14 protein-coding genes are annotated in these 13,732 nt (G+C 60.2%); 2 read left to right on the top strand and 12 right to left on the bottom strand.

Going from position 1 to position 13,732, the window contains the following annotated elements; genetic code table 11:
* Positions 1–80 precede the first annotated feature (80 nt).
* The 12 genes from IPK65_12665 to IPK65_12610 form a co-directional block, all read right to left on the bottom strand.
* A complete protein-coding gene (locus IPK65_12665) occupies positions 81–401 on the bottom strand; it encodes a sulfurtransferase (protein ID MBK8163942.1) in 321 nt (106 codons plus the stop codon).
* A 47-nt stretch (positions 402–448) separates the two neighbouring features.
* Positions 449–1,207 carry an ABC transporter permease gene (locus IPK65_12660; GenBank protein MBK8163941.1) on the bottom strand — a complete coding sequence of 253 codons (759 nt, stop codon included), beginning with the start codon at positions 1,205–1,207 and terminating at the stop codon, positions 449–451.
* On the bottom strand, positions 1,207–2,148 hold the full coding sequence (locus IPK65_12655; protein MBK8163940.1) for an ABC transporter ATP-binding protein: 942 nt from the start codon (positions 2,146–2,148) through the stop codon (positions 1,207–1,209). Before IPK65_12655 ends, IPK65_12660 begins: the two co-directional genes overlap by 1 nt.
* A 79-nt stretch (positions 2,149–2,227) precedes the next feature.
* Positions 2,228–2,536 carry a DUF2007 domain-containing protein gene (locus IPK65_12650; protein MBK8163939.1) on the bottom strand — a complete coding sequence of 103 codons (309 nt, stop codon included), beginning with the start codon at positions 2,534–2,536 and terminating at the stop codon, positions 2,228–2,230.
* Positions 2,537–2,753: 217 nt separating this feature from the next.
* Entirely contained in the window at positions 2,754–3,971 is a 1,218-nt protein-coding gene (fabB, locus tag IPK65_12645; protein MBK8163938.1) for a beta-ketoacyl-ACP synthase I, read from the bottom strand.
* 15 nt (positions 3,972–3,986) lie between these two features.
* Positions 3,987–4,505, bottom strand: a complete 519-nt coding sequence (gene fabA, locus IPK65_12640) for a 3-hydroxyacyl-[acyl-carrier-protein] dehydratase FabA (GenBank protein ID MBK8163937.1) — start codon at positions 4,503–4,505, stop codon at positions 3,987–3,989.
* Positions 4,506–4,802: 297 nt separating this feature from the next.
* Positions 4,803–4,994 (bottom strand): hypothetical protein, encoded by a 192-nt coding sequence (locus IPK65_12635; protein MBK8163936.1) that lies wholly within the window; start codon positions 4,992–4,994, stop codon positions 4,803–4,805.
* A 226-nt stretch (positions 4,995–5,220) separates the two neighbouring features.
* Complete coding sequence (locus tag IPK65_12630) at positions 5,221–7,056, bottom strand: hypothetical protein (GenBank protein MBK8163935.1); 1,836 nt, start codon at positions 7,054–7,056, stop codon at positions 5,221–5,223.
* 70 nt (positions 7,057–7,126) lie between these two features.
* Complete coding sequence (locus IPK65_12625; protein ID MBK8163934.1) at positions 7,127–9,562, bottom strand: DUF1631 domain-containing protein; 2,436 nt, start codon at positions 9,560–9,562, stop codon at positions 7,127–7,129.
* 255 nt (positions 9,563–9,817) lie between these two features.
* A complete protein-coding gene (locus tag IPK65_12620) occupies positions 9,818–10,111 on the bottom strand; it encodes a hypothetical protein (GenBank protein ID MBK8163933.1) in 294 nt (97 codons plus the stop codon).
* Between the two features lie 130 nt (positions 10,112–10,241).
* A complete protein-coding gene (locus IPK65_12615) occupies positions 10,242–10,565 on the bottom strand; it encodes a hypothetical protein (GenBank protein ID MBK8163932.1) in 324 nt (107 codons plus the stop codon).
* 214 nt (positions 10,566–10,779) lie between these two features.
* A complete protein-coding gene (locus tag IPK65_12610) occupies positions 10,780–11,106 on the bottom strand; it encodes a BolA/IbaG family iron-sulfur metabolism protein (protein ID MBK8163931.1) in 327 nt (108 codons plus the stop codon).
* Between the two features lie 174 nt (positions 11,107–11,280).
* Here IPK65_12610 and IPK65_12605 point away from each other — a divergent pair, with 174 nt between their 5' ends.
* Both IPK65_12605 and IPK65_12600 read left to right on the top strand, forming a co-directional pair.
* Positions 11,281–11,718 (top strand): Hsp20/alpha crystallin family protein, encoded by a 438-nt coding sequence (locus IPK65_12605; GenBank protein ID MBK8163930.1) that lies wholly within the window; start codon positions 11,281–11,283, stop codon positions 11,716–11,718.
* 415 nt (positions 11,719–12,133) lie between these two features.
* A complete protein-coding gene (locus IPK65_12600; protein ID MBK8163929.1) occupies positions 12,134–13,603 on the top strand; it encodes a hypothetical protein in 1,470 nt (489 codons plus the stop codon).
* Positions 13,604–13,732 lie beyond the last annotated feature (129 nt).

Raw genomic sequence — 13,732 nt, 5'->3', positions numbered from 1 at the left:
TACACCCGCCTGCGCCCGGTTCCGCGGCGGACACCGCCATTATACCCGAATGATCTTCGGGGCAATCGGCGCTCAGGCGCTTAATATCTGGGCATCGCCGGATCGACCGTGGCGGCCCAGGCGTCGATGCCTCCCTCCAGGTTGACGAGCCGTACGAAGCCGCGCTGCTCCAGGAAGATCGCCACCCGCTGACTGCGCATTCCGTGATGGCAGATCAGCACCGTCTCCCGGGCCGGATCCAGCCCGGCGACCTGGCCGGGGATTTTCGCCATGGGGATGTGATGGGAGCCGTCGATGTGGCAATGGGAGAACTCCCAGTCCTCGCGCACATCGAGCAGGAACGGCTTGTCCAGGCTCTCGGCGAGATATCGTTGCAGGGCGACCGGACTTATCTGATGGATCATGGCGGAATACCTCCTGACAGGCGCATGGAAGGAAGGCGGCGCCCCTAGTTCCTCAGCCGGTAACCCCGCCTGAGGAGCATCAGCGTAAGCGACGACAATACAAGAAAGGTCGTCGTCACCACCGCCAGGCTCACGCCCGGATCGATATCGGAACGACCGATGAACCCGTAACGGAAACCGTCGATCATGTAGAAAAACGGATTCAATTTTGAAATATGCTGCCAGAACTCCGGCAGGGAGCCTATTGAATAGAACACCCCGCTGAGAAACGACAGCGGGAGGATGATGAAATTCTGGAAGCCCGCCAGCTGGTCGAATTTCTCTGCCCAGATGCCCGCGATCACTCCCAGGGTTCCGAGCACGGCGCTGCCGGCGAGCGCGAACGCGATGACGGTCACCGCGCTGTGCAGCGGCAATGCGACGAATGGAGCGGCGCACAGATATACCGCGAGGCCGACGACCAGGCCACGGGCCACCGCGGCGAGCATGAAGGCGAGATAGAACTCCACGTAGGACAACGGGGTCAGCAGGACAAAAACGATGTTGCCGGTGATCTTCGACTGGATCAGGCTGGACGAGCTGTTCGAGAACGCGTTCTGGATCATGGTCATCATCACGAGCCCGGGCACCAGGAACGCGGTGTAGGTGATGTCGCCGAACACCGTGACGTGCTGCTCGAGCGCATGGGAAAAGACCAGAAGATATAGCAGCGTAGTGATCGCAGGTGCGACGACGGTCTGCAGCACGACCTTCTGGAAGCGCAGGATCTCCTTGTAGAACAGGGTACGGAATCCGCGCGACATCAGCGGGCCTCATGCGAGGTCAGGTGCATGAAGACATCCTCGAGATCCGCCTGCTCGGTGTGCAGATCAACGATATCCACGCCGGCGCGCTGAAGCTCGTTCAGCACAGCGACGATGGAATCCGTGGTCTTGTCCAGCGCCAGCTCCAGAGTGCTGCCTTCGCGTTTCACGATCTTGTCCGCGAGAGAGTCCGGCAGGACCCCGATGTCAGTGGACGCAACCACCCTGAGCCGGACGCCCCGGCCCAGGTCTCCGCTCAGCAAGGCCCGCTTGGAATCAAGCGCGACGATCCTGCCGCGGTTCAGGATGGCTATTCGATCGCACAGGGCCTCGGCTTCCTCGAGATAGTGCGTGGTGAGGATGACGGTATGCCCCTGGCGATGCAGCCGCCGGATGAAATTCCACAGCAGCTTGCGCAGCTCGACATCGACTCCGGCAGTGGGCTCGTCCAGCACCAGCACCGGGGGCTTGTGGACCAGCGCCTGCGCGATCAGGACCCGGCGCTTCATGCCGCCGGACAGGGAACGCATGTTGCTGTCGGCGCGGTCGGCGAGCTTCAGCTCCACCAGCAGCTCGTCGATCCAGTTGTCGTTCTCCCGTCCGAGCCCGAAGTATCCGCCCTGGATCCGCAGCGTCTCGCGCACGGTGAAGAACGGATCGAACACCAGTTCCTGCGGCACCACGCCGAGACTCCTGCGCGCATCGCGGTAACGAGCCACGACATCATGGCCCATGACTGCGACACGGCCGCCGTCGGCGCGCGTCAGCCCGGCCATGATGTTGATCAGGGTGGACTTGCCCGCGCCGTTGGGACCGAGCAGGCCGAAAAATTCTCCCTGCGCAATGGAGAGATCGACCCCCTGGAGCGCACGCACCCCGGGGAAATTCTTGATCACGCCGTGCGCCGCAATTGCCTCTGTCACCTGGATTCCCGCCCGCATGGGGCCGCAGGCCCCATGCCCGCCGCCGCGCCGAGCCCGCCATTCTACCGCAATTGCGCGCGGCGTCTCCGGCAGAGAACTAGGCCGGGCTCCGCCCGCACTTCCAGCACATCTCGAATGTCGGCGGATTCTCCTCGCCGCAGGCGGTGCAGTGCCAACTGTCCTGCCGCGGCGGCGTCCGCTCGAATCCTTCGATGATCGCCCTCGCCCGCTCCAGGTCGGCCTCGTCGAGCAGCCAGAGGGCGGGATAGGTGTGGGTGAACGGCAGCTCGCCCACCCCGCCCTGCAGGTTTTCATTGGAGATGTAATGAGCGATCCCGGCCTGATCGAACAGGTGGGAGAGCAGATAGGCCTGCGGGAGATCGGCGGCTGAATACACTTTCCTCATCGGCGTCGCGTCGGACCGGTGCGCCGGCGGTCAGTGCGATTCGAGTTCCTTCCCGCGATGCCCGTCAAGATATCCGTCCTGCATCGCAGACCCGGGTTACGCCGCATGGGCGCAGGAACACAGGCTGACAGGGCCAGCCATCTCACTCAACAGTGACGGCGTTCGTATGTCCGGTCGGCGTTTGCGGCCGGCCTGCGGGGCGGCTCACCCTGCGCGGTCAGGTGGAAAACCGCTCAAAAACCAGTGCGGCGTTCGTGCCGCCGAAGCCGAAGCTGTTGCTCATCACCCGGTCGAGGGTGACACCTTCCCGGCATGTGGTGACGATCGGCATGCCCTCGGCCGCCGGATCGATGTGTTCGATATTGGCGGAGCCGGAAATGAAGCCATCTTGCATCATGATCAGGCTGTAGATCGCCTCGTGCACGCCGGCGGCGCCGAGTGCATGCCCGGTCAGTGACTTGGTCGACGAGAGCTGCGGAATCGAGGCACCGAATACCTCGCGGATTGCCTCCAGCTCCTTGATGTCGCCCGCAGGCGTGCTGGTGCCGTGGGTATTGATGTAGTCGATCGGTCCGTCGACCGTCGCCAGGGCCTGTCGCATGCAGCGTGCCGCGCCCTCCCCGGACGGTGAGACCATGTCGTGACCGTCGGAGGTGGCGCCGTAACCGACGACCTCGGCGTAGATCCGCGCTCCACGCGCCCTGGCGTGATCGAGCGATTCCAGCACGAGCATGCCGCCGCCGCCCGAGATGACGAAACCGTCGCGGTCGCGGTCATAGGGTCGCGAGGCGCGCTCCGGTGTATCGTTGTACCCGGACGACAGGGCACCCATCGCGTCGAACAACAAGGTCATGGTCCAGTCGACCTCCTCTCCGCCGCCGGCGAAGACGATGTCCTGTTTTCCCAGCTGGATGAGTTCGCAGCCGTTGCCGATGCAGTGGGCGCTGGTCGAACAGGCGGAACTGATCGAATAGCTGACGCCTTTGATCTTGAATGCCGTGGACAGGTTGGCCGATGTCGTGCTTCCCATGGTGCGCGGCACCATGTAAGGACCGACACCGCGCACGCCGCGCTTACGGAGCGCCTCCACCGCCTGCAGGAAATTCCGATTGGATGCGCCGCCTGAACCCGTCACCACGCCGGTGCGGGGATGCGACACCTCATGGTCCTTCAAGCCGGCGTCTGCGATCGCCTGGGTCATGGCAATATGGCCGAAGGCAGCGGCGTCCCCCATGAAGCGGAGCACCCTCCGGTCGATGTGTTCGGCGGGATCCAGCCGGATCGGACCGCATACCCGGGAACGCAGCCCGAGTTCGGCGTATTCTTCGTTATATGCGATACCGGAACGGCCCTGCCGCAGGGAGCCGGTCACCTCCCGGGCGTTGTTGCCGAGACTCGATACGATCCCCAGTCCTGTGACTACGACTCGCCGCATGATCCCCTGTCGCTTTTAAAAGCCGTCTTTGGAAGTGAACAACCCCACCCGCAAATCGCTGGCCGCGTATATCTGCGCGCCGTCGGCCTCCAGGACCGCGTCGGCAATACCCATGACCAATTTGCGTAAAATAACGCGTTTCAGCTCGATACGGTAGGTCACGAGGCGGGTTTCCGGGGTAATCTGTCCGGAAAATTTCACTTCCTTCGCCCCAAGGGCGCGCCCTTGCCCGGGCTGGCCCAGCCAGCCGAGGAAAAACCCGACCAATTGCCACATGGCATCAAGCCCGAGACAGCCCGGCATCACCGGATCGCCCTCGAAGTGGCAGGCGAAGAACCAGAGATCCGGTGTGATGTCCAGCTCGGCGATGATCTCGCCCTTGTCATGACCGCCGCCGCTGTCGGAGATGCGCACGATTCGGTCGAACATCAGCATCGGCGGCAGCGGCAGCTGCGCATTGCCTGGCCCAAAGAGGCGGCCGTGGCCGCATTCGATCAGGTCAGACCTGGAATAGCTATTTTTTTTTGGTGACACGAAAACCTGGCGTTGTTTGGGTGGTTAGCGCATTTTATCCCGCCTGCGCGGGCTCAGATGCGAGATCCATGATTGTTATTGTAATGGCATCCGTGCGGCTTCACTGGATCCTTGACCGCACTCCGCGCGTACCGGGTGGCACGCAATAAAAACCCCGTCGATTAGACGGGGTCGCATGGAATCTGTCGGGCGGCGCGGTCAGAACTGTCGGCATCCGGCGCGAATGCATTGCATGTATCACCGCGTATGCAACGGGATCACGCCTGTACGCCCGGTTCCCCGGCGTGGTGGATCCGCTCAGGAAAAGTCCCTGTCCTTCACGGTCTTGCGCCCGTCATTGCGCGCATTCTCGATTGCCCGATCGCACATTTCGCGAATCTTGTCCGACATCACGTCGAAGACGCCCGCAGAGGTGTTCATATCAGACTTCTCGCGAATGTAGTTTTTAATCTTGGAAGCCACTACCAGAACTTCATTTTTATCCGTCATCGTTTAATCTCCTGGTTTGTTGCCACTGCTCGCCGTGGCATGTAAGAAATGCAAAACCTGCTTCGGCCACGGTTAAAACCCTTACCGTGGGCAAACATTAGCATTTCCAAGCTGATTCGACAATTATCCCGCGCCGTGACGCGACGATTTCGGTCGCGACCATGTGCCCGCCGCATGATACAAGAAAGTGGCTTGTGGTGGACTGCGGAAAACAATCCTTGGACTATCACAGACCTTCGCGGTATTCCGCGACGATCCTGACCATGGACTGGTAAAGCATTCTCGAACAGCGATCCCAGGATACGGGATCCGGCGACCTCGCCCGATGCTCAGGGCGCAACACCTGTCCTGCAGCGAACCCGGATATTATTTTGTAAATATCATTTTTATTCATTATGTTACGGCTTTTAATTAATCTTTTTGATGCTATCAGGGCCGCATCGCCAGTGATGCGTTCGTAACGATTGATGAGCGCGGACCGTCGTACCAGTTCCGCGAGCAATCTGCCATGGGGACGTCCTGATACTGTCGCGGCTTGCTCGAGCAGGCGGAGGTAGAGGGTCTGAAAACGATTGATACGCCGCCGCCGCGCCGGATAGAGCAGGACATCCTGCCGCGAGGCATATCTTGACCGCATGATCCGGATGAACTCGTGGGACTCCACCAGCCCCCCGTCCGCATGGTATCGGGCAGGCAGTTCGCGCAGGATGTCCCGCATGCAGAACACCGCATCCCATGTGACTCCATCGGCGATGTCATATGGCCCACGCTTCGATTTCGTCCGCTCGAAATGGGAAAAGATCCGGTCGAACTCGCACAGGTCGGCATGAAACCGCGCGTCATCCAGCAGAAGCGCATGCAATTCCGGCGCATATCCCATCCTGTACAGGAGCAGTTCCTGGCGGTGCGCCGCGAAGGTGCTGTCGAAGAGTTTCACCGCCGCATCGGCGCGAAAATCCCGAATGTTGCGCTTGCTCCCGTTGACGAGGAAATCGGCGATCTGGGCAAAAGTCTGCACGACGTAGCGCGCCTTGGCGCGCTGCTCCGTGATCGTGGTGGACATCCGCTCGACATCGTTATAGCGGTACTCGTGATGAAACAGGCCGAACTGGCGCAGCGAACCGTAATCGATGATGCCGCCGTCCATCAGGATGTTATCGCCGTCCCAGTCGATCCAGCAGAAGATGTATTCGCTTTCAAAACGCGCCGCCATGCGTCCGAAGTCAACGGCGACGCGCTCAGCCAGACAGCGGTAAGCGGGTGGTCCCGCCGCCGGTCCGATCCAGTCGCCATTGGCACGCTGACGCGCGATGTAGTAGTCGACCGCCTGCTTCAGCGGGAGGTGGCTTCCCTGCTTGAGGTGATGGAAGAAGTGGGCCGGCCGGAGCAGGTTCTGATAGGCGCGCACGTTGACCGCGCTGCCGTCGCTGTAGTCGATGACAGCCAGCGTGCGTTCCGTTCTGATACCGTTTCCGTGCAGCACCTCGCTCATCATGGCGGCGGAGACACCGTCCCACAGGTCGGCGAGACCGCTGCCGTATGATGCTTTCTTGTCACCCGTACGGAAAAATTTCTCCTCCCTGCCGGTGGCCGGACTGAGCCGGGTGACGCCGGTACCGCAGCTGGAAACATCCCAGATGCCACGCGGACCCGTCACACAGCCGTTCCAGATGCTGCGGCCGTCACCCGAGGTCAGCCCCTTCCTGCTGGGATGCTGAAGCTGGAGATAGCGCGTCGCCATGTAAGGATGTTCGCGCGCGCTGTTCAGGAGTTCGGGATGGTGCCTGATGTCGTATTCATTGATGATCTGCAGACTGAACGTCTCCAGAACGACGCGCGCGAGACCGGGAGTCATCTCATCCGGATGCGCGCGTGGTATGAGGCCCATCTCTCGCGCCAGGCCGTAATTGAAATAGAATACCCGGCCTCCGTCGCGGAACCTGACCTGATAGTCAACGCAGGCGCCGGGAACGGCGTCCCTGAAAGGGTGGGTGCCATCGAGATTGCCGAAAGCGCCGTATCCATCCGTCCGGCGGAAGGTGGAGTGTGCGGTATCTGTCAAGGACCTTCCCATAGCCCCTATATCGGATCGCGGTGAAGTCCGCTTTATACCGGGTTTGGGCGCGGGCTATCTAGGCGTGCCTGGCATGAGTGCGCGGACGCGCGAACTTCATTATCCCTGAGATGACGCCGTCCAGCGCCCGGTCGAACAGTGCAACATCCTCGATCACTCTGGCGGTGTTGTTCCTGAACTCGTTCGCCAGGACGTACAAGGGACGTTCGGCGACCACTTTGAACTGGCGGTTGACGAATGAATAATTGGTGTATGCGTCACCGACCCAGGCGAGCTTCACCCTCAGTTTCCTGCCGTCCGCGTCGGTGAGTTCAACCCAGCTGCCGAGCTCAAGCTTGCGTACGAATTGCGTATGGTTGTCATCGATCCGTGGCCCGGCATCGCCGTCCGCCTCGAAACCCATTTCCGCCATCATCCGGTCGAAGCCGCTCTGGCAGTCCGGATCCTTCCTGTCGATCAGATCGCCGAAACCGGTCAGCTCATCCATGTCGACATCAGGCAGATTCTCGATGTCTCCGCTGATCTCCCTGAACATGCGATCAATCTCATCCATTTGATCCGTGGCCGGGACAGCCTCTTTCTGCTGCGGCTGCGCAACGGGTGATGCCGGTACCGGCCGGGAAGATGGCGGTGTCGACGTCTCCTTCGTCCTTCCGCCCTTCATGCTGGTGAAGTGGTGCTGTTCGAGCACGGCGATGAAGGCGCTGATCTCCTCTTCGCTACGACCCACCCGGCGTTGCCCGTCGCGCAACTCCTCCAGCAGGATCGGCAGCAGGACGCCGAGGCGACGGCGTTGCTCCGGATTGGCCTTCGGTTCGAGACTCCAGAGCAGGTCGTCCATCACCCGCAGTGCACGCGTACGCTGCGCGCCGTCCCGCCCCTCCGCGAGCATGGCATCGGTGAGCAGCTGCCGCCATGTCGTGGCGAGAAATTCCCGCACCTCCGGCGGCAGATCCCTGCCGCCCACGCGGCTCGCAATCTCCTCGGCGACGGCGAGCCTGATCTGCTCAAGCTGTTCGGCCGCCTGGATCTCTGCGCCGATCCTGTGCTGCTCCAGCGCGAAACTCTGCTTTTCCCCCTCGAGAAACGTGCGGAACTCGCCCAGCATCATCGCGAAGAGGCCGACGTCGTCGTCGAAGTCGTTAAGTATCCGCCTGACGACCTCATCCATCTTCTCGTACAGACGATCCTTGACCGCGTCCGATTCCTCATACCAGCCCACACCGGCATAGGCGAGTTCATTGAGCATCTGCCTGACGGGATGCGCTTTGTTGCTGAAGAACTCGCGGTCGACGATCGCGACCTTCAACACCGGGATCTGCAATCGTCCGATCAGGGCCTTGATGAAATCCGGCAAGGTCTTGTCGTCGAATATGTAATCGAAAATCATGCTGATGACGTCGATCGTTTCGTCATCGATCTGATTGATCACCCCGGGTCTTCCCTGGGCGTCCAGCGTTGAAAATCGTCCGACGACATGCTGTTTCAGTCCGCCGCGCAACAGTTCGCCGGTATGCTCGACCAGCGACGGATCGTGCTGCAGCGACGACAGGGTGTCGATAAGCATCGGGGTGGCCGGCAGGTAAACCATGGCCGGCGGTTGTCCTCCAGGGGGGCGGGAACCGCCCTGGGAAACGGCAGGGTATGCCCCCAGCAGATGCTGCATGGCTTGAAAGGCCTGCTCGTCCACCGGCGCGACCATCTCGCCGAAAAAACCGTCATCCGGGGAAGCCCCCCCGGCCAGCCCTGGCCCGCCGCCGGTTACGCCTCCACGCCGGGCCGGGCCGCGGCCCGCGGCCACCGCCGGATGCTCGACGGAAGGCTGGGTGCGGATCTTGGCCTTGAGCTGGGGAAGCACGCCCTGCTCGATAAGGTATCTGTTCGATTCCGCGTAGAACTGGCCGAGCCCCGGAACCAGGGCGCGCTCGAACAGCCTGTAGCCATGCACCCTGGTGGCGGTTTCCAGCCCGAGTTCGATCAAGGCATCGCGAAACGCCTGACAGAAGGCGTCAGGAGCGAGCGGCAAACGATGCGTATCGCCGCCCAAGGCGGGTATCAGATCGCCAAAGCGCTCCCCGAGGCCGAAGAGTTCGTCGCTGAATCGCTCCCGCAGCTTTCCGATCAAGGTATTGACGGCAAGAGACTCTTCGAGTTCGCTGTCCTCTACAAGGGAAAACCCCGTACCGGCCCCGTCGCCGGTGGTTCCACGGCCGGGTGAGGTATCGGGTTGCAGCTGGCGGTCGAAATGGTGGCCGAACCGGGCTGGAAACACCTCGGCCAGTCGCGCCTTGTTCTTCTCAAGTATTCGCAACCCTTCAATGATGCGGCCCTGGTCCGGATTACTGAATACATTCGCGGCCCGCTCGGCGAGATCCTTCTGCAGTACCTCTAAGAACTGACCGGGGAGGCCTCCGGCGTACGCGACGGCCCGAAGGCGACAATCCCCAAGGATGCGCGAGGCGGCAGCCGGGCTTGCCTTCCCGTCGGGACTCATACTGGCGCCACCTTCTCCCTTGCCCATAGTCATTCGTATGCCTGTCTACACCGAAACCGGATAAAAACGTCTGGATATCCCGGGTGTTATCGGCCGGCTGGGCGTCGGTCTTTATGCAATCCCCTTGAATGCGCGGTGCTGCGCATCCGCAAGGCTGACTGCGGGTCGTATCACGGCGGGAGCGTGGCCGCCTGCAGGAAGATTTACCGGGGTGATAGCCGCTGGCGGATCTGCGCCTTATGCAGGCAAAAGGGCCTAATCAGCGCCCTTGCCGATCCAGGTCTCGAGCGTATCGATTATCTTCCTCGCCTGTTCGGCACTCGAGATATTGAATTTGGACTTCTGGAAATATTCGCCGTTCCGCTTCTGATAACGGCGGATGCTGTACTTCTCCGGGCCGAACTCGCCGTTCTGGGCATCCCAGTCCTGATAGCGAAACATGAGGGTGGACCAGGCGCCCTTGGACAGCACAACCTTGTCCAGTTCCTTGACGAGCTGGGTTTCCCCTTCCGAGTAATTTACCGTGAGTTCTTCGACCGTTGATGCCATGTCTGTCTCCGCAAAATGTTAAAGCATGCCGGCGCACAATAGGTCCGCGCAGCCTGTTCCTTCATCGGGCAATCCGTCCGGGCGCTGCTGCAACCCGGCGCGATATTACGGCGCCTCGTGTCCGAGCGTGTCAGTGGTGAGACAGTATGTCCAGATCGAAGATAACCCGCTGCTGAGGCGTCAGGACCTGCCTCACCTCGATCTGGCGTTGATATTTATTGATCATGTATTCGCGCTTGATTTGGAGGAGCTCATCGAGTTTTGCATGCCACTGCTCAGGCAGCACATCCTCGCCGACGATCAACTGATTCAGCTCCGCCTCCTTGACGTCCATCTGGGCCCTGAGCAGTTGCTGCTGCTGGGAAGACCGCAAGGTTACCCAGTCGACCTCCGCCTTCTGTTCATCGCTCAGCATGCCTTTCCAGTCGCTGCGGGTCGCGTGCTCCCTGTGCATCGCGCCGTGGTGGGCATGCCCTAGCCCCCCATGCCCATGGCGCCGTGCATATCATCCTGCACCGCGCCCGGCTCGGCGTATCCCAGCACAGGCACAGCGGCCATTGATGCGAACAACAGAGCAGAATATACATGATTCAGACAGTTTTTCACCCTCTTGCTCCTTGGTTGGATCATACGATTTGCTTACTATATCAGCGAACCACCCAGATATATTAACGAGTCGCCGGTTTTCCTCCGCCGAGACACGGTGGCGACATCGGTGCCTTACCCGTTCTTGTCTCCCACTCCTCCGGCGTATAGGCATGGATGGACAGGGCGTGGAGTTCGTTGGCGAGTTCATCGGCGAGCAGCGCGTTGATCATTCGGTGGCGCGCCAGCAGGCCGATCCCGTCAAATGCCGGCGTTACCAGCACAAGCTTGAAATGTGACTCCGATCCCGGAGCTACGTTATGCCGGTTGCTTTCATTGATGACCTCCAGATGAAGCAGTCCGGGCACACCTGCGGCAAGTTTGCGCTCAATCTGTTCCTGCACCTTCATATGCCTCGCCTCCGGTCTTGTCAGCCGCCCGCCGAACACCGTGCACAATTTGTCAGGCGGTCATCTGCCACCCGGTCCTCGACTTGAAAACCTGGCGCCAGCTTCCCATATTGTCAGCAGGGTCGATGTCTGAAATCAACCATACAACCGCATACTGATGCCAAGGAGGTTACCATGAGGGTATTTCGTTACGAACCATGGGCGCTGCTGGAGCAATTTCGCAACGAGATTAACCGTTTGTCCGACACCCAGGAGAGCGGGGACGGAAACAGCTACATCGCGACCAGCGACTGGGCACCGGCAGTGGATATCGTCGAAAACAACGAGGCGTACGTACTGCTGGTCGATGTTCCCGGAATCGATCCCGAAGGGATCGATATCCAGATGGAGAACGGCGCCCTCACCATCAAGGGGGAACGTGCCCCCGGTCCTGCGGATCGTGAATCCTACAAACGGGTCGAGCGACCGAGCGGGACGTTTCACCGCCGGTTTAACCTGCCCGAAGCGGCGGATGCAGACCGGATAGCGGCCAAATGCCGCAACGGCGTGCTGGAGATTTCGATACCCAAGCACCAGCGAATCCAGGCCCGCAAGATCATCGTGGAGGGATAACCCTCACCGGCATAACACGGCCTCGGCTCCCACCTCCCCGGCGGGAGCCGGCCTGCGTCCATCCCGTACCGTCGCCTTGACTGCGAGTTCCACACGCGGCAAGTGTAAGGCATAATCTGTCACACGCCGCGGGACGCCGTTCCGCGCACCGCCAGCGCGGCAGGAATGCAGCGCGGCCAAAACAACGGGATACGCGCCGCCTGCACGCATGAACCCGCCATCCCGCAACGAGTCGCTCCGGATGCCGCCCGGGATTTCGATCAGCTATCGCAGGCTCCAATGGATCCTGATCTCCGCCATGACGCTCTGCAGCCTCGTCATCGCCGGGCTTGGCATTCATGCGCTGCATTCCGCCCCCACCCTGTTTTCCGACGCCGAGATCATCACCATCCGCGACGACATAGAAATCACGCGCGTGGGCGGCCTGCACCTCGACAACACGGACTTGTGGAAACTTCCGGCATTTGCCTCCGCAGAAGAAGAGCGTGAATGGTGGAATACACAACGGATACTGTACAAGGAGATATCCGGCAGCTTTACGGTCGTCATCGAATTTCTCGACGATGCGCAGAACACCTGGGAGATAGCCGCAGAAACCGGCGTAATGCCCATCATGGAAATAGCGAAACGGCTCGGCCTGATCTATATTGTCGCAGCGATTTATATATATGCCGCCATCTCGGTTCTGCTCCACCACGAAAAAACCGCGGGCTTCATCTGCGCTTTCTTCCTCAGCTCCACGGCGCTGTACCTTGTCAGCGTCGCGCCTATAGTACATCGTCCGATTGTCCTTGATCCGGATCTGATGAAAACCCTCATCAATGTCTTCTTCATCGCAAGCACAGGACAGATTTCCATCGTGCATTTCGCAATCGTATTCCCGGAAAAAAAGAAAATCCTGATGCATCACCCGATGCTTGCCGCAGGCTTCTATCTGTACTCTATCTTCATATCCGGCCTCTACATGTCAGGCCACATATCACTCGCTACGACACTTCCATTCCTGATCTTCTGGATCATTCTCATGTCTTTCGCGTTCACGCACTCGATGCTCGGGATTCGTGACGAATTCATGAAAAAACAGATCCGCACAACTTTTGTTGCGCTGCTCCTCGTAGCCGCCTTCTTCATCGTGTCTGTCGTGCTCCCATGGCCGGAAGGCGGCAGGCTGGTCAATAATTATGCACTGTTCTCCCTGATGCTTCCGTTCGCGCTCATCCTGTCCCTGGACAACCAGCGTCTCTACCACGACCGGCTCTCGCTCGAATTCAATTCGCGCCAGGAAAAGGAACGCATACACCGCGAACTGCATGACACCGTGTTAAATGACCTGGCCAGCATCTCCATCGCCACTGAGGGCGCGGAACGCAGCGTCGACAACCCTGACCGCCTGAAGGAGACGCTGCAGAAAATCAAGAACAATACTGCCGAATCCGCGCGCCAGTTGCGCAGCTTTCTGTGGGTTATCGACGACCGGCAGAACTCATGGGAAGAAATCGCGAATTCCCTGCGCAGGCTCGGCTACGATCTCCTTAACAACTTCGACATCGCCTTCGACATGCAGGCCGGCGGGATCAAGGAAGGCGGCATTCCCCCTCCCCTCGCGATAAAACATACCATCCATCAGACGTTCCGCGAGGCGCTCATCAATATCACCAAGCACGCGCATGCGTCGCATGTGACCTCCTCGCTCGTGCTCAACCCGAATTCAGTCTCGATCACCATAGCCGACGACGGCATAGGACTGCGCTCTCGCGAGTCGGATCACAAGGGCTATGGATTGAACAACATGATCCGTCGCGTGAAGGAAAACAGCGGCGATATCGACATAGAATCTCCGGATCAGGGCGGTACGAAAATCACCATTCGCCTGCCGCTCTGTTAACATTAAGTACTATCTTTGCCAAACACGCTCTCCATCGTTTCCCAGCCTGGCGGCATGCGTGGCGCAGCGGTTCACCCAAATGAGGTATTTACTAGAATTCCAGGCTCCACTACGTTGTTCTGGCCCTGC

The sequence above is a fragment of the Gammaproteobacteria bacterium genome, from assembly GCA_016712635.1.
Lineage (GTDB): Bacteria > Pseudomonadota > Gammaproteobacteria > SZUA-140 > SZUA-140 > JADJWH01.
The sequence above is the reverse complement of the archived record's forward strand: the minus strand, read 5'-3'. Positions and strand labels throughout refer to the sequence as shown.